This window comes from Stenotrophomonas sp. YJH_SMC_133 (assembly GCF_059370655.1).
Window position 1 is genome coordinate 1 of record NZ_JCAFTW010000014.1, and the last position, 25,407, is coordinate 25,407.

General features: G+C 68.3%; 15 protein-coding genes. 7 read left to right on the top strand and 8 right to left on the bottom strand.

Annotated features, from left to right (window positions below):
* From AC5P78_RS18425 to AC5P78_RS18450, 6 genes are all read right to left on the bottom strand, one after another.
* Nucleotides 1-8,617, bottom strand: an 8,617-nt coding sequence (locus tag AC5P78_RS18425; RefSeq protein WP_495217319.1) for a hemagglutinin repeat-containing protein, incomplete at its 3' end; no start/stop codon positions are given.
* 85 nt (nt 8,618-8,702) lie between these two features.
* Entirely contained in the window at nt 8,703-10,385 is a 1,683-nt protein-coding gene (locus tag AC5P78_RS18430) for a ShlB/FhaC/HecB family hemolysin secretion/activation protein (protein WP_235643399.1), read from the bottom strand.
* 256 nt (nt 10,386-10,641) lie between these two features.
* Nucleotides 10,642-11,331, bottom strand: a complete 690-nt coding sequence (locus tag AC5P78_RS18435; protein ID WP_012481533.1) for a ComF family protein — start codon at nt 11,329-11,331, stop codon at nt 10,642-10,644.
* Between the two features lie 88 nt (nt 11,332-11,419).
* Nucleotides 11,420-12,589 carry a major royal jelly family protein gene (locus AC5P78_RS18440; protein WP_235643400.1) on the bottom strand — a complete coding sequence of 390 codons (1,170 nt, stop codon included), beginning with the start codon at nt 12,587-12,589 and terminating at the stop codon, nt 11,420-11,422.
* A 195-nt stretch (nt 12,590-12,784) separates the two neighbouring features.
* Complete coding sequence (locus AC5P78_RS18445) at nt 12,785-13,240, bottom strand: hypothetical protein (protein ID WP_157804459.1); 456 nt, start codon at nt 13,238-13,240, stop codon at nt 12,785-12,787.
* Between the two features lie 68 nt (nt 13,241-13,308).
* Nucleotides 13,309-14,679 (bottom strand): chloride channel protein, encoded by a 1,371-nt coding sequence (locus tag AC5P78_RS18450; RefSeq protein WP_012481535.1) that lies wholly within the window; start codon nt 14,677-14,679, stop codon nt 13,309-13,311.
* Nucleotides 14,680-14,883: 204 nt separating this feature from the next.
* Here AC5P78_RS18450 and bioB point away from each other — a divergent pair, with 204 nt between their 5' ends.
* From bioB to bioC, 5 genes are all read left to right on the top strand, one after another.
* Complete coding sequence (gene bioB, locus AC5P78_RS18455; protein WP_005411515.1) at nt 14,884-15,927, top strand: biotin synthase BioB; 1,044 nt, start codon at nt 14,884-14,886, stop codon at nt 15,925-15,927.
* 67 nt (nt 15,928-15,994) lie between these two features.
* On the top strand, nt 15,995-17,218 hold the full coding sequence (gene bioF / locus AC5P78_RS18460) for an 8-amino-7-oxononanoate synthase (protein WP_005411516.1): 1,224 nt from the start codon (nt 15,995-15,997) through the stop codon (nt 17,216-17,218).
* Between the two features lie 17 nt (nt 17,219-17,235).
* A complete protein-coding gene (bioH, locus tag AC5P78_RS18465) occupies nt 17,236-18,015 on the top strand; it encodes a pimeloyl-ACP methyl ester esterase BioH (protein ID WP_012481536.1) in 780 nt (259 codons plus the stop codon).
* A 29-nt stretch (nt 18,016-18,044) separates the two neighbouring features.
* Nucleotides 18,045-18,824: an SDR family oxidoreductase gene (locus tag AC5P78_RS18470; protein WP_043034223.1), complete on the top strand. Its 780-nt coding sequence runs from the start codon at nt 18,045-18,047 to the stop codon at nt 18,822-18,824.
* Between the two features lie 12 nt (nt 18,825-18,836).
* Entirely contained in the window at nt 18,837-19,721 is an 885-nt protein-coding gene (gene bioC / locus AC5P78_RS18475) for a malonyl-ACP O-methyltransferase BioC (protein ID WP_414498614.1), read from the top strand.
* Nucleotides 19,722-20,559: 838 nt separating this feature from the next.
* Here bioC and AC5P78_RS18480 read toward each other — a convergent pair.
* Nucleotides 20,560-21,204, bottom strand: coding sequence for a YdcF family protein (locus AC5P78_RS18480; protein ID WP_024958800.1), 645 nt, complete (start codon nt 21,202-21,204; stop codon nt 20,560-20,562).
* Nucleotides 21,189-22,151, bottom strand: coding sequence for a pyridoxal-phosphate dependent enzyme (locus tag AC5P78_RS18485; protein WP_049451257.1), 963 nt, complete (start codon nt 22,149-22,151; stop codon nt 21,189-21,191). Before AC5P78_RS18485 ends, AC5P78_RS18480 begins: the two co-directional genes overlap by 16 nt.
* A 159-nt stretch (nt 22,152-22,310) precedes the next feature.
* On the opposite strand from AC5P78_RS18485, the gene AC5P78_RS18490 reads away from it, so the two are divergent.
* Both AC5P78_RS18490 and mnmG read left to right on the top strand, forming a co-directional pair.
* Nucleotides 22,311-22,802 carry a hypothetical protein gene (locus tag AC5P78_RS18490; protein WP_005411522.1) on the top strand — a complete coding sequence of 164 codons (492 nt, stop codon included), beginning with the start codon at nt 22,311-22,313 and terminating at the stop codon, nt 22,800-22,802.
* A gap of 549 nt (nt 22,803-23,351) precedes the next feature.
* The gene (mnmG, locus tag AC5P78_RS18495; protein ID WP_043035561.1) at nt 23,352-25,241 is read left to right on the top strand and encodes a tRNA uridine-5-carboxymethylaminomethyl(34) synthesis enzyme MnmG; all 1,890 of its coding nucleotides are present in this window, start codon (nt 23,352-23,354) and stop codon (nt 25,239-25,241) included.
* The last annotated feature ends 166 nt before the right edge of the window (nt 25,242-25,407 follow it).

Below are 25,407 nucleotides of genomic sequence, written 5' to 3' on the forward strand. Positions count from 1 at the left end.
CACCGCCACTGGTCTTGGCGCGGGATTCGTTCTCGATGTCGACAACGGTCAGGCTGCCGGTATCCAGGCGGTTCTTCGACGCATCGGCAGTACTGCCGATCACGCCGCCTTCCAGGTGCGTGTTGCCACCCACGGTGATGTCGAAGCCACCGTTGCCGGCAACGATGCCACTCTGTTCCTGCACGCTGCGCAGGTGGCTCTCGACCTTCTGCTGGCCGATGTTGACGCTGCCGCCGCTGCCATACACGAAGGTGCCGCCAGCCTGGGTCTGCTTGCTGGCGTAGTCGTCGGTGTCCTGCTCGCTGATGATGGACAGGTTGCCGCCGATGCTGGCCACCACCTTGTCGCCACTCAGCTGGGCACCCTGCAGCGTGGTGTCCTTGCCGCTGATGACGGTCAGGTTGCGGTCGGCGTCCACCACGGTTTCGACGTGCGTGGTGCCGTTGCCGCTGCCCTTGCCCTTGGCGGTGCTGGCCGACACGTACCAACCGGTCTGCGCGCCGATGCTGAAACCGATCTCACCGCTGCCGCTCTTGTTCTTCGACGACTGCGTGTGGTCTTCCGCTTCGCTGCGCAGGGTGATGTTGTCCCGCGCGGCCAGCGCCACGTTGTCACCCTTCACTTGGCTGCCGATGATGCTCAGGTCACCGGCGGTGGCCACGATGCTGACGTCGCCCTGGCTACGGATGGTGCTGCCCACCGCCGACTGGTCGTGGCTGGTCTGGCTGGCACTGGAACTGGAGGCGCCGATGCCGATGCGCAGGCTCACGCCGTCGGTGGCGCCGGAAGCACCTTGCTGCATGGCGCCGCCCACGCCAGCGGCGGCATTGGCCGCCTGCACCGCGTACAGCGCCTTCAGGCGGTCATCCTGCGCATTGCCGGCCGCCTTGGCCGCACCGTAGGCGGCCAGGGCGGCATCCACCACACCGCCGGTCAGGCCGACGTTGATACCGGCACTCTTCTGCTTGGTGCTCTGGTGTACGTCAGTGGTGCCCTGTGCCGCGTCGATCACCACCTGCCCGCCCACCAGCTGCGTACCGGTCTTCGACAGCACGTCCGAACCGGTGATGTGCAGCGTGTTGCCGGCGCTCAGGTTGACCCGGCCATCGGTTGAGCCGATCAGGCTGCCCTGTGGCGCGCTCTGCTCGATCTCCAGGCCCTTTTCCAGCTTGCTCTGGCCGATGGTCAGGTTGAAGCCACCACCGCCGAACACGCCCGAGCGCTTGACGGTCTTGTCATGCTCTTCGCTGTGCGTGGAGGTGGCCGTGCCGATGGTGAGGTCGCGGGTGGCGGCCACCACCACATCACCGGTGGCAGCCACCTGCGCCGCCTGCGCGACGACGTCACGTCCGGCGCCGATGGTCACCGTCTCGCCGCTGAGCGTGGTGCCCACCACCAGGCTGTCCCGGGTCGCGTCGTAAGTGGTGGTGGTCTTGCTCGACAGCAGGCCCTTCTTCCTGCGCGTGGTTTCCTGCTCCCAGCTGTGGTCCTCCTGCGCCGCCAGCAGGTTCACGTCGCGCGTAGCGGCAATGCTGATGCCGCCGTCGGTGCTGCCGACCTGCGTGGCAGTGAGGTTGGCATCGCGCCCGGCCACCAGCGCGATGTCACCGCCGGCCTGCAGCGAAGTGCCGTGCACGGTCTCGTCCATGCTCTGCGTGGTCTGCGAGAAACGCTTGCCACGGCTCTGCTGCTGGCTGGTGTTGGTGGTGGTTTCGGCCTGCAGGTTGAGGTCGCGCCCGGCCACCACGGCCAGGCCGTCGCCGGCCTTCAGCTGCGCGGCCTGCAGGTTCACGTCCTGCCCGGCCTGCATGCCCAGCGAGCCACCAGCCTCGATGCCGCTGGCGTTGAGGGTTTCGCGCGTGTAGCGGTTGCTGCCCCAGCCGCCCTGTTCGGTGGTGGTCAGTGCGTTGAGGTTGATGTCGTTGCCGGCCGTGGCATGGACGCTGCCGCCGGCCTTGGCGGTCACTGCCGTCAGGTTCAGATCGTGGCCGGCGTCCAGCGACAGGCCGCCGCCCACGTCCAGCGTGGTGCGACGCAGGCTTCCATCACCCTGCATCTGCGTGGTGAGATTGAGGTCGCGGCCGGCCTCCAGCGCCGCGTTGCCGCGGGCACGGGTCTGCGAACCGACCAGTGCCAGGTCACGTCCGGCTTCCAGCGCCAGGCTGCCGCCGCTGCGGATGCTGGCCACGTCGATGCCGCTGACACTCTTCAGGTCACGGCCGGCCACCAGGGCCACGTTGCCACCCTGGATCAGGCCGCTGTTGTTGAGGATGTCCTCCACGGCGGTGATGCGGGCATTGCCGCCCGCGGAAATGCCACCGCGATCGTTGAGCAGGCTGCCGGTATCGATGGTCAATCGATCATCGGCGCGGATCATGCCCTGGTTGGACACATTGCCGGCGCGGATCTCCACCGACTCGCCAGCGATGGCGGCGCCCCCCAGCTGCAGGCGGTTGGCGGTGGCCTGGGACAGGTACACCACCGGCACCAGCACCTTCTGGCCGTCCACTTCCTGGGCGACCATCCACACGATGTCTTCGTTGAGCGCGGCCACCTGTTCGGCCGACAGCGCCACGCCCACGCTCAGCTGCTGGCGCGCGGCTTCGGTCACGCCGGCATCCATCATGGCGCGGTACTGGCCCATGCCATCGCCCTGGTCGGCATCCAGGTAGCGACGCCCGGTCAGGCCGGTGATCTGTTCCATCACCAGGCGCTGCTCGTAGAAGTCGTCACCCATCCGACGCAGCTGCTTGTCGGGGTCCAGGTTCAGGCGCTGGAACATGTAGTCCGAGCCGATCCACTGCCCGAAGTTGGCGAAGCGCGGATCGGTTTCCACCAGCCAGCGCTGGTTGCCCGGATTGACCGTGTACAGGCCACCACTGGGCAGCGACAGGCCCGGCAGCGGATTCTGCGGGCTGCCCACCACCTGCGGCGGCGGCACCGTGGTGACACGGCCAGGGCCCGGGGAGCCGGTATCACCGGCCGTGCCCGCACCCTGCGCCTGCGCGCTGGCAGGCCCGGTGGCCACGCCCTGCTGTGCACCCGGTGCGCCAGCATTGCCGCCGACCGCGCCGGCGCCCTGCTGCTGGCCCAGTTCGGGTGCGTAGGCGTTGTTGCCCTGCCAACCGGCAACGTCCAACGGTGTGCCACCGCTGTGCGCGGTGACCACGGCGTTGTTGACCTCGCGCGCTTCGATCTGCACCTTGCGGCCGGCGGTGATGCTGGCATTGCCGCCGGCCAGCGTGACCTGCTTGGTGACCGTGCTGGTGCCCAGCGCGCGGCTGCCGCCATAGATCTCGAAGTCGCAGCGGCTGGGGCAAGGGCGGTAGGTGTAGTCGATCGTCGACGTGCGCTGGACCACCTTGTAGCCGGCCAGCGCCTCGTTGTTGACCACGCCGGCCCAGTCGTTGGGGTCTTCGCTGTTGGATGAGCCGCGGCCGTTGATCGAGAGGTTGCGACCGGCGGCGATGGCCGAGTTCCGGTTGTCGACCGAGCCGCCGGACATCTGCATGTCGCGACCGGAAATCAGCTGCGATGCCGCGCTGGCGGCGATGACGGTGGTGCCTTCCAGCACCAGGTCCTTGTGCTCGGTCCAGACTTCCAGCACGGCACAGTCGCCCGGGCACAGCTTGCCCGGCGGCACCGGGCCGTCGATGCCGTCGACCCTGAACGTCCCGCTGTCCGGGTCGGCAGCGCCTTCGTTGCCGCTGTAGACCTTGTGCTGGGTGACCAGCACACGACGCTCGTTGGCCACGCCCAGTGCAGCCAGGATCAGATCGTTCTCGGCCTGGATGCGCCCGGAACGGTTGCGGATCTGCTGGGCGTTGCCGCCGTTCCAGCCCTGCAGGCGGATGTCGCCCAGGCTGAAGAGCTCGCCGTCGAGGTTGTCGATGTAGTTGGCATACAGGTTGATGCGGCCGGTGGCCGCCATCAGCCCTTCGTTGTAATCGCGTGCGACCAGCGTGTTGCCCAGGTCGCGGCCGTTGGTGATGCGCGAGGCGCGCAGTTCCAGCGCGTTGCCCATCACGGTGCCGGTGTTGGTGATGTTGGCAGCCGACACCTCCACCGTATCGCCGTCCACGCGACCGGCATTGCTGAAATCGCCGGCCGTACTCAGCGCGACGCGACCACTGCCATTGCCTGCCGTGGCGTTGAACTGCCCGCCAGCGGTGTTCTCGATCCGCGCCGCCGAGACTTCAAGCGTGCCCTTGCTCTCCAGGCGCCCCTGGTTGACCAGTGCGCCGGCCACGTCCAGCTTCAGCAGCCCGTTGCTCTCCAGGCGCTGGCCATTGCCATGCACGTAATCGCCCGCCAGCGTCAGGCGCAGCTCGCTGCCGCCGAACAGGCGGCCGATGCCGCTGAAGGCCTGCAGGCGTGCGCCGAGTGCTTCATAGGCGCTGATTTCGCCGCCACCATTGGCCAGGCTGCCCAGCGTCAGCTGGCTCTGGCGACTGAGCAGCCGGCCGTTGCTATTGTCCAGCGCGGCAAGATCCAGGCGCAGCAGGTTGCCTGCGCTGAGCTGGCCACCAACGTTGAATACCTGTGCGCCGGCGCGCTCCAGGTACAGGGTATTGGCGGCGTGGACCATGCTGCCTGCGTTGTCCAGCGATGCGGTCTGCAGGCGCAGGTCGGTTCCGGCCACCAGCTTGGCCTGGCCGCCTTCGGCGCGGTTGTCCACGCTGCCTGCGGTCAGCGTCAGCGCACCACCGGTGCTGCCCAGGGTGCCGCCACGGTTGTCCAGCGCAGCGGCCGATTCCAGCGACAGCTGCCCGGTGCCGTTGGCCACGATGCGGCCGCCACGATTGCCCACTGAGGCAGCGCGGATGTTCGCAGCGCCCTGTGCTTCGATGTTGCCCTGGCTGTTGTCCAGTGCCTGGCGGATCTGCAGATCCAGCGAGGTGCCGCCGTGGACCAGGCCACGCTGGTTGGCCAGCGCACCGGCCACGTCGAGCGCGAGTTGCTGGCGGGCGTACAGGTTGCCATCCACGTTGCGCAGGTCGCCCGTGCGGCTGGTCACGCGCGCATTGCCCTCGGCCCCCAGCAGGCCATTGCTGTTGTCCAGCTGGGAGGCCAGCACCTGCAGCTGGCCGGAGCCGCGCTGCACGATGGTGCCAGTGCGGTTGTCCAACGCCCCGGCAGCGTCCACGGTAAGGTTGCCGCCAGCATCGAGCCTGCCACCGGTGTTGACGATCTCCGTGCCGGTTACGCGTGCCCCGCTGCCTGCGGTGAGCGTACCGCCGCTGTTGTCGAGGCGCCCGGCAACGGCCACGTCCGCCTCGCCGTTGCCGACGATCAGGCCGGCATTGCTGTTGTCCAGTGTGCCGGTCTCGATCTTCAGCACACCCGTGCCCGCATGCTCGATGCGGCCACCCTGGTTCAGCAGCTGCGCAGCCTTCAGGTGGACACTGCCAGCATTGGCGGCGATGCGCCCGCCGGTGTTGCGCAGGGCACCTGTCAGGCCAAGTTCAAAGGGATCGGTGCCGGTCTGCAGCAGTTCGCCGGCGCTGTTGTCCAGCGCGGCCGCCAACAGGCCGATGCGCGTACCCTGCAGGCTGCCCGCATTGCGCAGCAGGTCGGTGGCACGCAGGTCGAGCAGACCGATGGCGGTCAGGCTGCCGCCGATATTGCGCCACTCACCGCTGCGCGCCTGCGCCAGCAGGGTGCCACCGGACCAGACCTGGCCACCCTCCAGCAGCAGGCTGTCGCCCAGCAGGTGAACCTGCTGGCCGGCGTTGATCTGGCCGGCGTTGCGCAGCTGCTGACGCGCATCAAGGGTGACGCTGCCGGTGCTGCCGACCTTGCCGTCGGCCAGCAGGCCCGCCACGATCACGCCGCTGTTGTCGATCTGCCCCGCCCGCAATTCGATGTCACCCGAGGCCAGCACGCGCCCGCGATTGCTGGCCTGGGCGGCCTGCAGCGTGACCGTGCGCGCCTGAACGTCGGCCGCAGTGCGCAGTGCCTGCGCAGCCTGCAGCGACAGCGCGCCGCTGGCGAACAACGCCGCCTGGTTGTCCAGGTCGCCATCGCTGCGCACCTGCAGATCAGCGGCGCTGTCGATCGTTCCCTTCAGCGTCACGCCGGCATCGGCGGACAGCACGACGCCCTGCTGCGCAAAGACCTTGCCCGACTGCTCCAGGCTGCCGCCCGCGTGCGCGGTCAGTGTGCCGGCAGCCAACGTGCGCCCGCCCAGCACCAGGGCCTGGTCACTGCTGAGCTGCACGTTGCCGCGCTCGCTGCCCAGTTCACCCTCGCTGCGCAGGGTCCGGCCCCGCACCTGCAACGTCTGGCCGGCCACCAGGCTGCCCTGGTTGTCCAGCGAATCGCGCACGGTGACATCGACATCGCCGGCGCCATAGAGGTCGCCACGGTTGTCGATCACATCGGCCTTGGCCGTCAGTGCTCCCTTGGCGAACACGTTGCCGGCGTTGTCCAGCGTCACCGCATCCAGCTGCAGCGACTGCGCACTGGACAGGTTGCCGCCGGCGCGGTTGTGCAGCGCGTCGGTACGCGCGTCAAGCGCGCCATCGCTGGCGATCACGCCGGCATTGTCCAATGTGGTGGTGCGCAGCTGTGAGCGGTCGCGACCGTAGATCACACCACTGTTGCTCAGCTCAGTGGCGCGCAGATCCATTGCCTGCTGGCCATGCAGGCGACCGTCGTTGATGACCTTCTGCACGTCCACGGCCACCACGCGTGCCAGCGCCGTGGCGGCCGCCTGCTGCCGCAGAACGCCGCCCTGCAGGGTCAGGGTGCCGCCGGCTTCAAGCCGGTTGCGGTTGTCGAGCGTGGCAACGGACAGGCGGGCATCGGCTGCGCTGCCGATGATGCCGGCGTTGTCCAGCACATCGGCGTCGACCTGCAGGCCCTTGCCCCCCTGGATGCTGCCGGTGGTGTCATTGTCGATGCGTGCGTTGGACTTCAATGCCAGCAGGTCCACCGCCTGCAGCGTGCCGCTGTTGCGCAGACGATCGACCGTCAGCGTGGCCTGGCGGGCCTCAAGGGTGCCTTGGTTGTCCACGCCGCCGGCAGACAGTTCCAGCGCCTGCTCGGAGAGGATGCGTCCGGCGTTGTCCAGCTGCTGGCGCGCCTGGACCTTCAGCAGCCCGCCCGCAGACAGCTCGGCACCCTTCAGCTGGGTGATGCGGTCGGCCGCTGCACGCAGGTTGGCACCGGCACCGATGATGCCCTCGTTGTCGATGCTGGCCGCATCGAGTTCGACGTCGGCGTCGCTGTACAGCTGGCCGGCGTTGTGCAGCTGCGCGGCCTGCATCCGTACGCCCTGGTTGCCCAGCAGCAGGCCGGCGTTGTCCACCTGGCGGGCCTGCACGTCCAGCACCTGTGCGCCCAGGCGCGCGCCCTTGTCCTGCGCCAGCGTGTCGGCGCGCACGGCAAGCCCGGCACCTGCGGTCACCTGTGCACGGTTCTGCACCTGCGCGGCAGCCAGCGCGATGCTGCCCGCGCTCTTCACCGTGTCAGCCAGGGTCAGCGTGCCACCGGCGTCCAGCTGCATCTGTGCGGCCTGCGCGCTGCCGGCCAGGTCCAGATTCTGGTTGGCGCGTACGGCCAACGCAGCGCCCGCCGACGTCGAACCGGCAAGCGACGCCTGCCGGGCACGGATCTGAAGATCTCCCTGCGCGTACTGGGTGCCGTCGGCCTTCAGGTCACCGTCGGTTTCGATCTGCAGGCGGCCTGCGGCCGCCGTGCGTCCGCTCAGGCGGACATCGCCGGCCTGGGTCAGGATGAAGTCGCCTGCGTCGGCCACCATCTGGCCCGTGCTGCGCACGCCCACGCCGGCCTCGGTACCGACCAACCGGATCTTGCCTGCATACATGCCCCCGAGGGCGGCAACATCCAGGCCGAACTGCGGGCGTTCGCCTTCTCCGGTGATCGCCTGCGTCGCCAGGGTCTGGGCATCGATCTGGTTGGCGCCGGTGACCACGTTCACCTGGCGCGCCCAAAGGCCCGCGTTGAGCTGCACCGCGCGGGCCAGCAGGTCGACGCCTTCCAGGTTGCCGGCATCCAGGCCGTTGCCTTCCAGGCGGATCGTTCCGCGCGACACCCGGAACGCAGACAGGCTGCCATCGTTGCCGAACACCGGGGTGCCGGTGGTCAGCGTGCCACGGGTGGTATTGATGAAGCCGCAGCCATCGCAGGTGATGCCATTGGGGTTGGCGACGATCACCGCCGCCGAGCGCCCCGCCACCTCGATGTGGCCCTGCAGGCGCGACGCGTTGGTGGATGTCACCTCATTGAGGATCAATCGTGCCGACTGGCCCGGCTGCAGGTTGCCGTTGCCCTGGATGTAGCCACCCAGTTGGGTCTGCACGGTGCTCGCGCTGTTGTTGAGGATCTGCCCCTCACGCCCGACGTTGTAGTCCTGGAAGCGGTTGTGCGATACGCCGCCCGCGTTGGGCCGGTTGATCTGGATGACCGGCACGCCGTTCGCCGCCTGGTCGGCCCGCGCCTGCTCGCCGGCCTGTACCTGCACCTGGGCAAACGAGCTGCCCGGGGCCAGGAACGCCAATGCCAGGGTGGCGCTCGCCATCGCGGTGCGCAGGCGCGTGGCCCAACCGGCGCCCGAAGCGGACAGGGACAGACTGCGGAATACGTTCTTCATGCCAGGTGCTTCCATCAACCCAGGGGGAACTGCACACACAACAACCCGATCACGTCGCCACGTGGCGACGGTGCTTCCAGTCGAATCAGAACTGCCAGGACGCGCGGAATCCGATCACGTGACCGCGTGCCTCACGCTTGAGCCACGCCGGGCGGCTCATCGGTACGCCGACGAAGCCATCCCACGCCAGTCCGCCCAGCTCGCCACGTGCACCCAGGTGGGCGCCGCTGAGGGTTCCGCCGCCGATACCCTGGCGGTCGTCGCGCTCGATGTGGCCGATATCGATGCCCGCATAGGGTGCGATGGCGCGATGTGCCATCCAGCTGATGCTGTTGCGCCAGTAGCCGCCACGGCTGCCGCCGAGTGGCACCTCGCCGTCGAAGCCGTTGACGGTATAGCGGCCACCGACGCTGATGAACTCCGAGCCGTACAGCGTGTCCTTGCTCCACTGGTAGCGGAGCGCGGTGTTCCATGCCAGCGGACGCGGCCCGGATGTCAGGGCGCCACCGGCGCCGATATCCAGCGTGGTCAGCCCATAGCGGAACGTCGGCGCCAGGTCATCACGGCCCACGGCGTCATCATCGCCTCCCAGCCACGGCACGCCGCGGCGGTGCGCCAGGCGTATATCGGCCTGGACCCGCCCCAGGTACTGGCGGTGCAGCAGCGCCAGCTCGACCGAGGTGGTACGCCGGCGCTGGCCTTCGATCTCCACGCCTTCCACGTAGCTGTGCGACGACCGTTGCGCCACGCGCAGCTCGATGCCGCTGCGATAGCTCTGGCCACGCACCAGCAGCCGTTCCACGGCCAGGTCGACGTTGCTGGAGGTGCCGGTGCTGGCGAACGTGTCGGCGTTGCTGGCGATGGTCTGCTTGTAGCGCGAGCTGTAGGTGCCGGTGCTGAAACGCCAGTTGCCCAGCGGCACCGACCACGATGCATTGAAGCCGTGGGTACCCCGGCCCTTGTCGGCACTGCCGTCGCTGCTGACGCCAATGCTGAGCAGGTCGTTGACGCGAGCCAGGTTGTCTACCCACGCGGTCGCGCCGACCTGCTGCTTTCCGGTCGCACGGCTGCCGGCATCATCCAGCGACACCGAGGCACGCCATCGCTTGCCGTGGCGGATGCTGATGACCACGTCCGACTCGCCGGGCACCTCGCCCGGCACCAGTTCCATGTTCACGTCCTGCGACGGAACGCGCTTGAGCTGCTCCAGGCCCTGTTCCAACGCGCGCAGATTGAGTACGTCCCCCGGCCGCGCGGGAAACGCACTCTTCCACATCGAATCGGGTATCTCTTCCGCGTTGAAGCGGATCTGCCGGATCACGCCCGGCACCAGCTGCAGGCGCAGGGTTCCGCTGCCCAGGCTCTGCTCGGGCAGGCCGATGCGGGTGGTCACGTAGCCCTTGGCCAGCGCCAGATCCGAAGCACGCCGCACGATCAGCGCGATGCCCTGCTGGCCCACGCAGCGGCCACGGTAGCGGTCGAGATAGCGCTGCAGGAACGCGAACTGCCCCAGATGCGCGCCGTCAAGCTGCAGCTGCTGCAGCGTGAAGCACGGTTCTTCGTCCGGCAGTTCCAGCGAATGCAGATCGGTGGCGGCGGCCGGCTGTTCGCGTGATACATCCGGCAATGCCTGCCGCTGCTCACGCTCGCGCGCCTCGCGCTCGGCGCGTTCGCGCAGTTCCTGCTGCTCGGCGAACGAGGGACTGGCCGACTGTGCATGCACGACGCCGACCCACAACAGTCCCGCAGTGCCCAGAACGGCACGCACGCTGCATCCTGCTTTTCTGTTACCCATCAACGACTTCCTTGTCCAGCATTGGTACAGACCTGAGGCTGTGAGCAGACATCGTGCAGAGAGAACATGCGGCCAGCACCGACTCGACCGCCAACCGCTATCGGCGGGAGTGCGCGGAACTTTAGGGTCTTTGCATCCGTGTACCCATTGCGGCGACGCAGTCGAGCACCACACGCTGAAGGATGGGCATCCTTCAGCAGCCGTCATACGTCGTCAATCGCTGCGGCCGTTACGGCACACGTGCGCACACCCATACCCGCACGTCCCTGGCACCGGCCAGCCGCAACGTCTCGGCGATTTCCATCACTGTGCTGCCGGTGGTCATCACATCGTCCACCACGGTCAGCCGTGTCGGCGGCGACAAGCGCGTGCCGAATGCGTCAAAGAGGTTGTCCCTGCGCTGTTCTGCGCTGCGCTCGGACTGCGGCGCGGTGTGGCGGCGCCGGTAGAGGCCCTGCCAGACCGGCATCGGCAGCAACCGGCACAGTTCGGCGGCCTGGTTGTAGCCGCGCTGGCGCAGGCGCCGCCCATGCAGCGGCACCGGCACCAGCGGCGCGCACGACCAGGGGGGTGGTGCGCGCTGCATCAGCTGCGCAAGCAGGCGACCTGCCGCCAGATCCTGATGGAACTTGTAGCGCACCAGCAGCTGATCCACGGGTGGAAGGTACAGCAGGCTGGCATGTGTGGCGGCCTGCGGCGGTACCTCGTCGCGGCATATACCGCAGACGATCAGGGCGTTCTCGGGTAGCGGGAGTGCACAGCGCAGGCAGGCACGACCGGCCCAGGGCAGTTCGGCAAAGCAGGCGCGGCACAGGTCAAGTTCATCGTGGCCCGGCTCGCCACAGACCAGGCAGCGCAGCGGTAGCACCACGCGAAGTGCCGCCTGCAGGAGGCGAGTGGACTTGAACAGGGCCGGCATGCGCTACAGCGTGAACGCGCCGGTGCCCCGAGGCCATCAGACGCACGCTCCTTGACCTGTAGGCATCTTTACCCGTTTATGGAGCACTTCACCGCGTTGGCGCAGGCTTCGCATCCACACGCGTGCGATACACCATGTACGGCGTCTGCCGGCGATCCACGCCACCATTGAAGCCGGCCTGTCGATGCAGCTGGTTGGCGGTGAAATACAGATAGCCGTCCGGCCCCATCGACAGCGTATCCGGCCACAGGATGCGCGGGTCGTGCACCACCGTCGTCCATCGCCCCTGCGCGTCGCGGGCATGGATGGCGTTGTGCTCGTAGTCGCTGGCATACAGCCGCCCGTTGGCGTCCATCTCCATGCCATCGGAGGCGCCCTTGTCGCCCAGGTCGACCACCGCTGTCGCCAGTTCCGCTTCACTCAGCTTCGGGTCGCGCAGCAGCGCGGTCGGCACGCTGTACAGATGACGGCTGGACAAGGGCGTGTAGAACAGGGTGCCACCATCGGGCGACAGGGCGATGCCATCGGCGGCCACGGTGAACGGCGCCGACGAACCATCGGCGTTACGCAGTCGCATCTGCCGCCCTTCCACGATCGGCACGAAGGCGGCATCGGCCGAGGTGGACACATGACCGACCAGTCGCTTGGACGCGACGCCAGTGGCGAGGTCGATCACGATGATGCCGCCGATACCGCTCAGCGACGAGTCGGTCACGTAGGCCACGCCCTCGCGGCCAACACGGAAATCGAAGCGCACATCGTTGACATAGGTGCGCGCGTCGATGACGTTGGCCGGGAACACCAGCGTCTTGGCCACGGTGTTGGTGGCAAGGTCGATCGCCACCAGTTTGGCACCGCCGGCCTGTGGCGCAGAGAACCCGGGCGCGGCGGTATCCAGCACCCACAACCGGCCCTGACCATCGGCCACCACGCTCTGCACGCTGATGAAATGGGCCGCCGGATCGGGACCGTCCTTGCGGTTGATGCGCGCATCCGGATAGGGCACGGCGCGGCCGTCGCGCCATTCGGCCACGCTGTAGACCACCTCATCGCCCCAGCGCGGGAAGTTGACGAAGATCCGCCCGGTTTCAGATACCGCCACGCTGGTGGGCATGGCACCTTCGAAACGCGCCACCGGTTCGAGAGTGCCGATGCTGCGCTCGCTGGGCAGCAGGGGCGCGCCGGACATCGCCAGCGCGGGGGAACTGGCCAGGGCCAGGACGGCAGCCGCCAGGCTGCGGATACGGCAGTTGATCATGGTCGCGCTCTCGATGCAGGTCCGGGTGCAGCCCCGGCGTCGACGCATCTTCTGCGTCGCGCGTGGCATCGGGTAGACGGTGCAACGCGGAATCAGCTTCACTGCTGGAGTGAAGATGGAGGGCTGATTGATCGCATTGATTGAAGCAATGATCGTTGTCTATCCGTTGCGTGCCTGCCTTGCGACAAAACCCGCTCAAGAAATCTCAACGGCTGCCAACGCGGTTTCGAACCTGTGCTGGCCCTCTTCACCCCACCAGGGAACAGTCATCACGCCACCCCGCCGCTGCAACTGGTGCAGAAGGAGCAGGAAGGCCTGGACCTCCCGCTGGCCCCATGACGCTCCCATGCGGTAATCGAGCGTCAACCCATGGCGCATGACGAGCACGCCCAGTTCTGGCAGAAGAACGCCGCCGCAGGCAATGTCTGCAAGGCCGACATGGAAGGGTTCCACTTCGTCCTGGAGAACGCGTCGCGCGTCGCCCGGTCCCATGAACGGCTGACCAAGATCTTCCGCACGGTGCCAGAGCTGCACGCTTCGAGAACCCGCGACGCGGGCACCGCAGGCAAACAGATAGGCGAACGCATCGGCCGTTCCGGCGGCCTCACGGTACGCGAGCTCCACTTCCGGAAGCGAGCCATCATCGGTCACGAAGTAGCACCGTAACGTCGCCAACACCTCCTCTGGGAGGAGAATTGCTGCTCCAGGCTGCATTGCTCCTAGTCATCTCCATTTTCGCGGGTGCGGGAGGTTCGCACAGCAGGCGCCTCGACAGCCACATCTTCAGCCGTTTTCGGCTCCATCAACAGCTCCGCCAGCCCGCGATAGATTGGTACCCTGCACACCAGCCCGGACACACCACGCGCGATCAGCACCGTGGCCAGGATCGGCAGCAGCAGATCGCCGCTGTCGGTCAGCTCCAGCGAGATCACCGCCGAGGTCAGTGGCGCCTGGGTCACACCGGTCAGGTAGGCGCACATGCCCAGCAACACGAACGCGCGCGGGTCCACGCCCGGCATCAGCACTGACAGGTTGTGGCCGAGTCCCGCGCCGACCGCCAACGCAGGTGAGAACAGGCCACCGGGAATGCCCGCCACGTACGAGGCCAGGTTGGCCAGCAGCTTCATCAACCCGAACTCGTGGCCGACCAGCGCCTGGCCCTGCACCAGGCTGCGCGCTTGTTCGTAACCGGTGCCGAACGCGCCTTCGCCGAACACCAGGGCCAGCACGACCACCACCAGGCCGCAGCCCGCGGCCAGCAATACCGGATGCCGCTGCCGCAGCTGGCCCAGCCAACGCGGACGGCCCGCCGCGCTGGCCAGTACCGCACGTGCGAACAGCCCACCCAGCAGGCCCGCCACCACGCCGCACAGCAGGATCGCCAGCCAGCCCTGGCCGAGCGGCAGACGCGCGCTCACATGGCCGAAGTAGGTGTAATTGCCCAACAGACCGAGCGATACCACGCCACCGACGATCACCGCGGTCAACAGGGTGCCGGAGAAGCGATGTTCGAAACGGCCGCTGAGCTCCTCAATGGCGAAGACGATGCCGGCCAGCGGCGTGTTGAACGCCGCCGCAATACCAGCAGCGCCACCGGCCAACAGGAAATGCGAGAGCTCGCGGGGATCCTTGAAGCCGAACCAGCGGCCGAACAGATACATCAGGCTGGCGCCTACGTGCACGGTGGGTCCCTCGCGCCCGACCGATGCGCCCCCCAGCAGCGACAGCGAGGTCAGCAGCAGCTTGCCGGCCGAAACCGCTGGGGAAAGGTTGGTTTTCCGGAACGGCTCATCAGCCTTGTCCAGCGCAGCGATGACCTGCGGAATACCGCTGCCCCGCGTGGGCTTCAGCACGCCGGAAGTGAGCCAGGCCAGCAGCGCGAAGATGCCCGGCGTGAGCAGCAGGGCCCACCACGGCGAGTGCGAGGTGATGCGCTGGAACAGATGGAAGGCCGCATCGCTGGCCTTGGCAAACAGGATCGCCACCAGTGCCACGGCCACCGCGCCGCCCCACAGCGCGGCGCGGCGGCGCCAGGCCTCGCTGAGGACCAGCGCGGTGATGCGGCCACGAAGGCGGTAAAGATCAAACATGGGAAAGAGTCTGCGCGCCAGCACTTGCGTTGTGCAGCAGGCACTGTGGCTGGACGCCTTGCAGCATGCGGTGAAATGCGGCGCTTCGCTCGATGCTCTATTGCACCAACGATCCGTAAACCAAATTAAAATATAGATGGTTGACAGCCTCCCCGCGCCCACCCACACTGCCGCCCTCGCTCCACTCGTATCCAAGGTCCCGCCATGGCTGCTGCCATCCGCCACGACTGGCAACACGACGAACTGCAGGCGCTGTTCGATCTGCCGTTTCCCGAGCTGCTGTTCCGCGCCGCCGCGGTGCACCGCGAGCACTTCGATCCGGCGCAGGTGCAGGTGTCCACGCTGTTGTCGGTGAAGACCGGAGGCTGCCCGGAAGACTGCGCGTACTGCCCGCAGGCGCAGCGCTACAGCACCGGGGTGAACGCGCAGAAGCTGATGGAGACCGACGCGGTGCTGGCCAAGGCGCGCCAGGCCAAGGCCGCCGGTGCATCGCGCTTCTGCATGGGCGCCGCGTGGCGATCGCCGAAGGACCGCGACATCCCGAAGGTGGCGGCGATGATCGCCGGGGTGAAGGCACTGGGGCTGGAGACCTGCGCCACGCTGGGCATGCTCAGCGGCGAGCAGGCGCGTGCGCTGAAGGATGCGGGCCTGGACTACTACAACCACAACCTCGACACCGCGCCGGACTACTACGATTCGATCATCCACACGCGCCAGTACCAGGACCGTCTGGATACGCTGGAGCACGTGCGCGATGCCGGCCTGAAGACCTGCTGCGGTGGCATCGTCGGCATGGGCGAGACGCGCGCGCAGCGCGTCGGCCTGCTGCTGGCGCTGGCCACGTTGCCGGCACACCCCGATTCGGTGCCGATCAACAAGCTGGTACAGGTGGCGGGCACGCCGCTGCATGGCAGTGCCGAGCTGGACCCGTTCGAGTTCGTGCGCATGATTGCAGTGGCGCGCATCGCCATGCCGCGCTCGATGGTGCGGCTGTCGGCCGGGCGCGAAGCCATGAGCGACGAACTGCAGGCGCTGTGTTTCCTTGCCGGTGCCAATTCGATCTTCTATGGCGACAAGCTGCTGACCACCGGCAACCCGGAGAGCGAGCGCGACCTGGCTTTGTTCGCCCGGCTGGGCCTGCAGCCGATGGCGGTGCAGGTGGATGCCGAGGGCCACGACCACGGCGGCACCGTGCACGCCGATATCAGTGCCGATACGCCCGGCTGCGGCTGCGCTCACGCGGCCTGAGACGGGCCGCAAGCAGGCGCCGCGGCAACGCGCTACCCTAGCCGCCCCGTCGACGCATTCAGCCACCATGGCCCGCCCCGACCTGACCGCCCGCCTCCACGCCCAGCGCGCCCTGCGCGATGCCCAAGGCCGTCGCCGCCCGCGACGCACGGTCACCCGTCGCGATGGCGTGCGCCTGGAAGTGGACGGCCAGTGGCTGACCGGCTTCTGCAGCAACGACTACCTCGGCCTGGCCCAGCAGTTCAGCGTGGTCAACGCGCTGCAGGACGCCGCCGCACGCGAAGGCGCTGGCGCAGGTGCCTCGCACCTGGTCTGCGGCCATCATGCCCTGCATGAGGCGCTGGAACGCGAGGTGGCCGAATGGCTTGGCTATCCGCGTGCGCTGCTGTTCGGCAGTGGCTTCGCCGCCAACCTGGCGGTGCAGCAGGCGCTGCTGAGCGAAGAGAACGATGTCTGCGTACAGGACAAGCTCAACCACGCCAGCCTGCTCGATGCCACCCGGTTGGCCGGTGCACGCCTGCGCCGTTATCCGCATCTGGATGCGGAAGGCGCAATGCGTCAGCTCAAGCATGCGCCCGATGGCGCGGCAATGCTGGCCACCGATGGTGTTTTCAGCATGGATGGCGACATCGCACCGCTGCGTGCATTGTCGCTTGTGGCACGCCTGCAGCAGGCGCTGTTCTATGTGGATGATGCGCACGGTGTAGGCGTGGTCGGTGATGGCCGGGGTGCCGTGGCCGCCGCCGGACTGGGCGTGGACGATGTGCCGCTGCAGCTGGTCACGCTGGGCAAGGCACTGGGCGGTTCCGGTGCACTGGTGCTGGGCCGCGACGACCTGATCGAGCATCTGGCCGAGACCGCACGCCCGTACATCTACACCACCGCCGTGCCACCGGCGATGGCCGCCGCTGCGCTTGAAGCGGTGCGCCTGGCGCGCAGGGACAACTGGCGCCGTTCCAAACTGACCGACCTGATCGCGTTGTTCCGCAGCGAAGCACGCCGCCATGGGCTGGACCTGATGGCTTCGGACACGCCGATCCAACCGCTGCTTTGCGGCGATGACCACACCGCCGTGGCCATGTCCACGGCGCTGGAACAGGCCGGCTGGCTGGTCGGTGCGATCCGCCCGCCGACCGTGCCGGAAGGCAAGGCGCGCCTGCGGGTGACACTGTCCGCGCTGCACACGCCGGAACAGGTGCGGGGGCTGGTCGAGGCCATCGCCAGCGCGCGCGAACGCGTGGCCCTGGCCGTGCGTGAAGCCGCGCCACCGCCGCTGCCTGTCTTTGCCTGAGTTCCGTGTCGTTGCCCATGCATATTGACGTCACCGGCCGTGGGCCGGACCTGGTGCTGATCCACGGTTGGGCCCTGCAGGGCGGCGTGTTCGCGCCGCTGGTGCAGCGGCTTGCGGACCAGTTCACCCTGCACTTGGTCGACCTGCCCGGCCATGGGCACAGCCGCGAGGACACCACGCCGCTGCGCCTGCCGTTCGTGGTCGGTGCCATTGCCGCGGCTACGCCGCCGGCGGTGTGGTGCGGCTGGTCACTGGGCGGCCTGTTCGCATTGCACGCGGCGGCCACGCTGCCAAAGGTGCGCGGGCTGGCGATGATCGCCGCCACGCCGCGCTTCGTGCGAGGCGAAGACTGGCCGCACGCGGTGGAGCCGGCGGTGTTCGAGCAGTTCGGCCGCGAGCTGGCGACCGACTTCGGCGGCACGCTGGAACGCTTCCTCGCGCTGGACGTAATGGGTTCGGCGCACGCCCGCGAGGAGCTGCGCACGCTGCGCCAGCGCCTGGTCGAGCGCGGTGCGCCCACCGAACGCGCCCTGCTGGAAGGCCTGCGCCTGCTCGAAAGCACTGACCTGCGCGGCGCACTGCCAACGCTGGGCAAGCCCAGCCTGTGGATCGCCGGCCAGCGTGACCGGCTGGTGTCTCCGGTGGCGATGCAGGCCGCCGCAGCACTGGCCCCGGGTGCGCAGGCGCTGACCATCGCCCACGGCGGCCACGCGCCGTTCCTTGGCCATGCCGACGAAGTAGCCGCCGCCCTGCAACACTTCGTTGCCGCCCTGTCGCCGGCTGATGGCGGACAATGAGCACCTTCCGAATTCCGCAGGACTGACGCATGGATCTGGGCATCAACGGCCGCTGGGCACTGGTCTGCGGCGCCAGCAAGGGATTGGGCCTGGGTTGCGCGCGTGCGCTGGTGCGCGAGGGCGTCAACGTGGTGATCGTGGCCCGTGGTGACGCTGCGCTGCAGGCCGCCGCTGAAGAACTGCGTGCCGTGCCCGGCGCTGCCGAGGTGCGCGCGGTTGCCGCCGATGTCACCACCGAGGCCGGCCGTGCTGCGGCACTGGCCGCATGCCCGCAGGTGGACATCCTGGTCAACAACGCCGGCGGCCCGCCGCCCGGTGATTTCCGCAATTTCGAGCGCGACGACTGGATCGCCGCGCTGGACGCCAATATGCTGGCGCCGATCGCGCTGATCCGCGCCACCGTCGACGCGATGATCGAGCGTGGCTTCGGCCGCATCGTCAACATCACCTCGTCGGCGGTGAAGGCCCCGATCGACATCCTGGCGCTGTCCAACGGCGCGCGCAGCGGCCTGACCGGTTTCGTCGCCGGCCTGTCGCGCCGCACCGTGGCCCACAACGTCACCATCAACAACCTGCTGCCCGGCCAGTTCGACACCGACCGCCTGCGCGCCAACTTCGCCCACAGCGCGGGCAAGGACGGCGATGCTGGCGAAGTGGCCGAGCGCCGCCGCCAGCAGATTCCCGCCGGCCGCTTCGGCACGCCGGACGAGTTCGGCGCCGCCTGCGCCTTCCTGTGCAGTGCGCAGGCCGGTTACCTCACCGGGCAGAACCTGCTGATCGACGGCGGCGCCTACCCCGGTACGTTCTAAGAGACTTTCGCAATGCCGTCCCACTTCGATTCCCGCCACGTCCGCCGCGCGTTCGCGCGTGCCGCCAGCAGCTACGACGCCGCCGCCGCCCTGCAGCGCGAGGTGCAGTCGCGACTGATCGAATCGCTGGACTACCTGGAGGCACGCAAGCCCGAGGTGGTGCTGGACATCGGCGCGGGTACCGGCCATGCCAGCGCGTTGATGAAGAAGCGCTGGCCGAAGGCGCAGGTGATCGCGCTGGATGTGGCGCTGCCGATGCTGGACCAGGCCAAGCGCCAGGCCGGGTGGTGGAAGCCGTTCCAGCGCCTGTGCGGCGATGCCGCCGCGCTGCCGCTGGCCGACAACAGCGTGGATGTGATCTTCAGCAACCTGTGCCTGCAGTGGGTGGACGACCTGCCGGCGGTGTTCGCCGGATTCCGTCGCGTGCTCAAGCCCGGTGGCCTGCTGCTGTGCTCCACCTTCGGCCCGGAAACCCTGATCGAACTCAACGAGGCCTTCGCCGCCGCCGATGATCGTCCGCACGTGAGCCGCTTCGCGCAGATCGCCCAGTTCGGCGACGCGCTGATGATGGCCGGCTTCCGCGACCCGGTGCTGGACCGCGATCTGTTCACCCTGACCTACGACGACCTGCCCTCGCTGATGCGCGAACTGCGCGCGATGGGCGCGACCAACGCGCGGGTGGACCGCCGCCATACGCTGACCGGGCGTGGTCGTTTCGCCGCTGCCGCCGCTGCATACGAGCCGATGCGCCGTGCCGACGGCAAGCTGCCCAGCAGCTGGGAAGTGATCTACGCCCACGCCTGGGCACCGGATCCGGGCGCGCCGATCCGCGAAGGCGGGCATGACGTCGCCTCGGTGCCGGTGTCGGCGATTCCGATCCGCCGCAAGCAGACCTGATCGTCTGGTAGTGCCGGCCGCTGGCCGGCGACCTCATGATTCCCTGGTGGCCATCTGCCGGCCAGCGGCCGGCACTACCAAATGCCACGCCATACGCGAATCGCTCCGGTAGGCGCCGGCCGTCACTCTGGTAGGTGCCGACCTTGGTCGGCACAGTGCCGGCAGCATCTCGATCTGACAGATGGTGCCAACCAAGGTTGGCACCTGCCAATTCCGGGCGGTGTCGGCGATTCCGATCCGCCGCAAGCAGACCTGATCGTGTGGTAGTGCCGGCCGCTGGCCGGCAACCTCACGATTCCATGGTGGGCATCTGCCGGCCAGCGGCCGGCCCTACCCAATGCGACGCCATACGCGAATCGCTCTGGTGGGTGCCGACCTTGGTCGGCACAGTGCAGGCAGCATCGCGATCTGACAGATGGTGCCAACCAAGGTTGGCACCTACCAATTCCGGGCGGTGTCGGCGATTCCGATCCGCCGCAAGCAGACCTGATCGTCTGGTAGTGCCGGCCGCTGGCCGGCGACCTCATGATTCCCTGGTGGCCATCTGCCGGCCAGCGGCCGGCACTACCCAATGCGACGCCTTACGCGAATCGCTCTGGTGGGTGCCGACCTTGGTCGGCACAGTGCCGGCGACATCGCGATCTGACAGATGGTGCCAACCAAGGTTGGCACCTGCCAATTCCGAGCGGTGTCGGCGATTCCGATCCGCCGCAAGCAGACCTGATCGTCTGGTAGTGCCGGCCGCTGGCCGGCAACCTCACGATTCCCTGGTGGGCATCTGCCGGCCAGCGGCCGGCACTACCAAATGCGAGGCCGTGCGCAACGCAGGCTTCCGCCCTCAGGTATTGGCCGGCGAACTCAACGGCGGGCGCACCAGGTCGCGGTGGAAGAAATAGATTTCCTGCACCAGGAAGCGCCAACTGGTGTGGAAGCTGCGGAAGCGCGTGCTGGGCGTGGACGAGGCCAGCGCATCGATGCCGAGCGCCTTGCTCAGGCGCAGCGCGCGCGCCATGTGCAGCGGATCGCTGACGACGATCACCCGGTGCAGGCCGCGCTGGTCCATCAGCCGCTTGGCTTCAACCAGGTTCTGCACGGTATTGCGCGAAGCGGTTTCGATCAGGATCGCATCGTCCGGCACGCCATGCTTCAGCGCGTAACGCCGCGCCACCTGCGACTCGGAGAAGCGCGCACCGGTGCCGCCATAGCCACCGGTGAAGATCAGCAGCGGCGCATAGCGTGCTTCATACAGATCCAGCCCGTGGCGGATGCGTTCTTCGAACACCGGTGACGGCTTGGCGTCATAGGCGGCCGCACCCAGCACGATGATGGCGTCGGCCTTGGCGGCCTGGTCGCGTTCACCCACCCAGACGATCCAGGCGGTCACGCCCAGCAGCCAGATCACCAGCAGCACGAACAGCCGCCACAACCAGCCCAGCAGGCCGGTGCGTTCGCGGTGCCGCCCGCGGCTCACGCCGCCCCCCAGCGCAGCGCTGGCAGGTCGACGTTGCCGCCGGACAACACCAGGCCCACGCGCAGGCCGGCGAAGCGCTGCGGCTGCGCCAGCACCGCAGCCAGCACGGTGGCCGAAGAGGGCTCCACCACCTGCTTGAGCACGTCCCACAGCAGGCGCATCGCCGCCAGCGTCGCGGCGTCATCGACCACGATCACCTCGGCACCGGCGGCGCGCAGCAACTCGAAATTGGGCGCGCCAATCAGGGTACGCAGGCCATCGCAGATGGTGTCCGGGGTGAACGCGCCCTGGCGCTCGCCGATGGCCAGCGAGCGCGCGGTGTCATCGGCGCCGGCCGGCTCGGCCAGGATCAGCCGGGTCTGCGGACTGGCGTGCTGCAGGGCCAGCGCGGTACCGCTGGCCAGGCCACCGCCGCCCACCGGCACCACCAGCGCGTCGAACGGGCCGTCGCTGTGCAGCAGTTCCAGGGCCGCGGTGCCCTGCCCGGCCATCACCGCCGGGTTCGTATAGGGATGCACCAGGGTTGCGCCGGTATCGGCCTGCACCTTGGCGCAGGTGGCCTCGCGGTCGGCGATGGTCGGCGGGCAGCGCCAGAGCGTGGCGCCGTGGCGGGCGATGTTGGCCAGCTTGGCGGCCACCGCCCCCTCCGGCACCACCACATGGCAGGGGATGCCCCGGGTGCGTGCGGCCAGGGCCAGCGCGGCGCCGTGGTTGCCGGAGGAATGGGTCACCACACCAGCACTGGCGCGGTCGGCATCCAGCGACCACACCGCATTGCAGGCACCACGGAACTTGAATGCGCCACCACGCTGCAGGTGCTCGGCCTTGAAGGCCAACTGCGCACCGGTCATTGCATCGAGGGTGCGCGAGCGCAGCACCGGGGTCACGCTGGCATGCGGGGCAATCCTCGCAGCAGCAAGCAGGACATCATCGGCGCGGGGCAACAGTGAATCGCTCATGACGCAAGATTAACGTATGCCCCCGCGCTGGCGACCGGGGCACAGGTCATGCCAGCATGCAGGCCTACGCCGCCATTCATCCTGGCCAGCCGAATTAAGGGCCGATTCAATGCCCGCGCACGAAGCTGGCTGCACATCCGTCCTCTGGGGGGACCCACCATGAAAATGCGCCTGTTGCTTGCCGGTGGCCTGTTGTTGGGCCTGACTGGCTGCACCACCTACGACTATGTAGGCGGTGGCCGCGGTGGCGGCTACTACCACGGCGCGCCGTCGGTGGAGTACCGCTACCCGGCCGGCTATCCCTACAACTACGGCTACCCGTACTACGGTGGCTATGGCGGCTATTACGGCGGCTATGGCAACCCGTACTACTCGCGCCCGATCTACCGCCCGCCGCACAACCACCGCCCGCCGCCGCGTCCGCCCGGCAACGGCGGCGAGAATCGTCCGCCGCCGCCGCCGCGGCCGTCGTACAACGGCGGTTCCCCGTGGCGGAACATGGATTCGATGCGCCGCCCGCCGCAATCGAACATGCAGCCGCCGTCGCCCGCGCCGCAGGCCCGCCCGTCCCCGGCACCGAGTGCGCCGAGGATGAACGGTTCCCCCTGGCGCAACATGGATCGTGCGACGCAGCGCACAGTTGAGCGCTGAACCGTCTTGCATTTCACACGGTCCAACCCGCAATCTACGCGGACAGTGACGGCCCGCGTCACAAAGTGACAAAAACGACACGGGCCGCCGCAAAAAGCTCTACGTCGATATCCGACAGGAACATCTGGATCCCCCCTGTTCCGGCCCTGTCGGATGTCGGCACCTCTGAAGGCAGACGGCCCCGCAATGCGGGGCCGTTTGTTTTGCCGGGCCGCCAACCGGCGAGAGCCCCAGCGTCGGTGGATCCACGCCATGCGTGGACCGGGCCTTTCCCGGCACCCCAAAAAAACAGGGCCGGACAGTCCCCCGACTGCCGGCCCTCTGCTCCCCCACCGTGCGCCTGTACCGGCCCCTGTTCCAATTCCGGTCACGGGCGCCTACGGCGCCAGCCACGGTGGGTGCTATTGGGTTATCTGCAAAAATCCTGCCAACTTTAGGGCTGATTTCGGCGCCGGCCGGCCGGTACCGACGTCCCGGCCCCGAATGGCGCTAAAATCGCCACCCCGGCGCCGCCCCCCGGCCGCGCCCGCCCCCAGCTGAACAGCCCCCATGAATCCGTCCTTCCATCGTTACGACGTCATCGTCATCGGCGGTGGCCACGCTGGCACCGAAGCCGCGCTGGCCGCGGCCCGCACCGGCGTGCGCACCCTGCTGCTGACCCACAACATCGAAACGGTGGGCGCGATGAGCTGCAACCCGGCCATCGGCGGCATCGGCAAGGGCCACCTGGTCAAGGAGATCGACGCCCTGGGCGGTGCGATGGCGCATGCCGCCGACCGCGCCGGCATCCAGTGGCGCACGTTGAACGCCTCCAAGGGCCCGGCCGTGCGTGCCACCCGTTGCCAGGCCGATCGCAACCTGTACCGCATGGCGATACGCGCCATCGTCGAAGGCCAGGCCAACCTGACCGTGTTCCAAGCCGCAGTGGACGATCTGGTCATCGAAGGCGACGCCGTGCGCGGCGTCATCACCCAGACCGGCCTGCGTTTCGACGCCGGGGCCGTGGTGCTGACGGCCGGTACCTTCCTCGCCGGCAAGATCCATGTGGGCCCCACCCAGTACGCCGCCGGCCGCATGGGCGACCCGCCGGCCACCACGCTGGCCGCGCGCCTGCGCGAGCGCCCGTTCCAGGTGGACCGCCTGAAGACCGGCACGCCGCCGCGCATCGATGGCCGCTCGCTGGACTACAGCGTGATGGACGAACAGCCCGGTGATTCCCCGCGCCCGGTGATGTCCTTCCTCGGCTCGGTGGACGAGCATCCGCAGCAGGTCAGCTGCTGGATCACCCACACCACCGAACAGACCCACCAGATCATCCGCGACGCGCTGCATCGCTCGCCGCTGTACAGCGGCCAGATCGAAGGCATCGGCCCGCGCTACTGCCCGTCCATCGAGGACAAGGTAGTGCGCTTCGCCGAGAAGGCCAGCCACCAGATCTTCGTCGAACCCGAAGGCCTGGGCATCATCGAGATCTATCCCAACGGCATCTCCACCTCGCTGCCGTTCGACGTGCAGCTGGAGATGGTGCGCAGCATCCGTGGTTTCGAAAACGCACACATCACCCGCCCCGGCTACGCGATCGAGTACGACTTCTTCGATCCGCGCGGGCTGAAGGCCTCGCTGGAGACCAAGCTGGTCAACGGCCTGTTCTTCGCCGGCCAGATCAACGGCACCACCGGCTATGAAGAAGCGGCCGCGCAGGGCCTGCTGGCCGGCCTCAACGCCGCACGCCAGGTATGTGGACTGGATGGCTGGTGCCCGCGCCGCGACGAGGCGTACCTGGGCGTGCTGGTGGATGACCTGATCACCCACGGCACCAACGAGCCCTACCGCATGTTCACCAGCCGCGCCGAATACCGCCTGCAGCTGCGCGAGGACAATGCCGACCAGCGCCTGACCCCCGCCGGCCGCGAAATGGGCCTGGTGGATGACCATCGCTGGAGCGCGTTCGAAACCAAGCAGGCCGCCGTCGCCGCCGAGCGCGCGCGCCTGGGCGCACTGTGGGCGACCCCGGCCAATGCACTGGGCCGCGAGGTACAGGACACGCTGGGCGTGGCGGTCAGCCGCGAAACCAATGTGCTGGACCTGATCAAGCGCCCCGAGCTGGATTACGCGCAGCTGATGCAGGTGCCGTCGTTGGGCCCGGCCGTGGCCGACGCCAAGGTGGCCGAGCAGGTGGAGATCGGCGTGAAGTACGCCGGCTACCTGGATCGCCAGCGCGAGGAGATCGAGCGGCAGCAGCGGCACGAAGCCACGCCGATCGCTGAAGCCTTCGATTATGCGACGGTACGCGGGCTGTCGGCCGAAGCGCTGCAGAAGCTGGAGCGCGTGCGCCCGCAGACCATCGGCCAGGCGCAGCGCATCCCGGGCATGACCCCGGCAGCGATCTCGCTGCTGCTGGTGCATCTGGAGCGGGCGCGCCGCGGCCGCGTGGCATAAGCGGTCGCACCTGCTTCTGGTGGGGGCCGACCTGGGTCGGCACATGAGTCTGCCCTGGTGGGTGCCGACCTTGGTCGGCACGAATCATCAGATCGCGATGCTGCATGCATTTGTGCCGACCAAGGTCGGCACCTACCGGAGCGGAAGGCACACCCACATTGGCGGG

What these genes read in the sequence shown, in the direction of transcription:
- AC5P78_RS18435 (WP_012481533.1), bottom strand. Translation starts at nt 11,331, where the DNA reads ATGCCGGCCCTGTTCAAGTCCACTCGCCTCCTGCAGGCGGCACTTCGC.
- AC5P78_RS18440 (WP_235643400.1), bottom strand. Translation starts at nt 12,589, where the DNA reads ATGATCAACTGCCGTATCCGCAGCCTGGCGGCTGCCGTCCTGGCCCTG.
- AC5P78_RS18450 (WP_012481535.1), bottom strand. Translation starts at nt 14,679, where the DNA reads ATGTTTGATCTTTACCGCCTTCGTGGCCGCATCACCGCGCTGGTCCTC.
- bioB (WP_005411515.1), top strand. Translation starts at nt 14,884, where the DNA reads ATGGCTGCTGCCATCCGCCACGACTGGCAACACGACGAACTGCAGGCG.
- bioF (WP_005411516.1), top strand. Translation starts at nt 15,995, where the DNA reads ATGGCCCGCCCCGACCTGACCGCCCGCCTCCACGCCCAGCGCGCCCTG.
- bioH (WP_012481536.1), top strand. Translation starts at nt 17,236, where the DNA reads ATGCATATTGACGTCACCGGCCGTGGGCCGGACCTGGTGCTGATCCAC.
- AC5P78_RS18470 (WP_043034223.1), top strand. Translation starts at nt 18,045, where the DNA reads ATGGATCTGGGCATCAACGGCCGCTGGGCACTGGTCTGCGGCGCCAGC.
- bioC (WP_414498614.1), top strand. Translation starts at nt 18,837, where the DNA reads ATGCCGTCCCACTTCGATTCCCGCCACGTCCGCCGCGCGTTCGCGCGT.
- AC5P78_RS18485 (WP_049451257.1), bottom strand. Translation starts at nt 22,151, where the DNA reads ATGAGCGATTCACTGTTGCCCCGCGCCGATGATGTCCTGCTTGCTGCT.
- AC5P78_RS18490 (WP_005411522.1), top strand. Translation starts at nt 22,311, where the DNA reads ATGAAAATGCGCCTGTTGCTTGCCGGTGGCCTGTTGTTGGGCCTGACT.
- mnmG (WP_043035561.1), top strand. Translation starts at nt 23,352, where the DNA reads ATGAATCCGTCCTTCCATCGTTACGACGTCATCGTCATCGGCGGTGGC.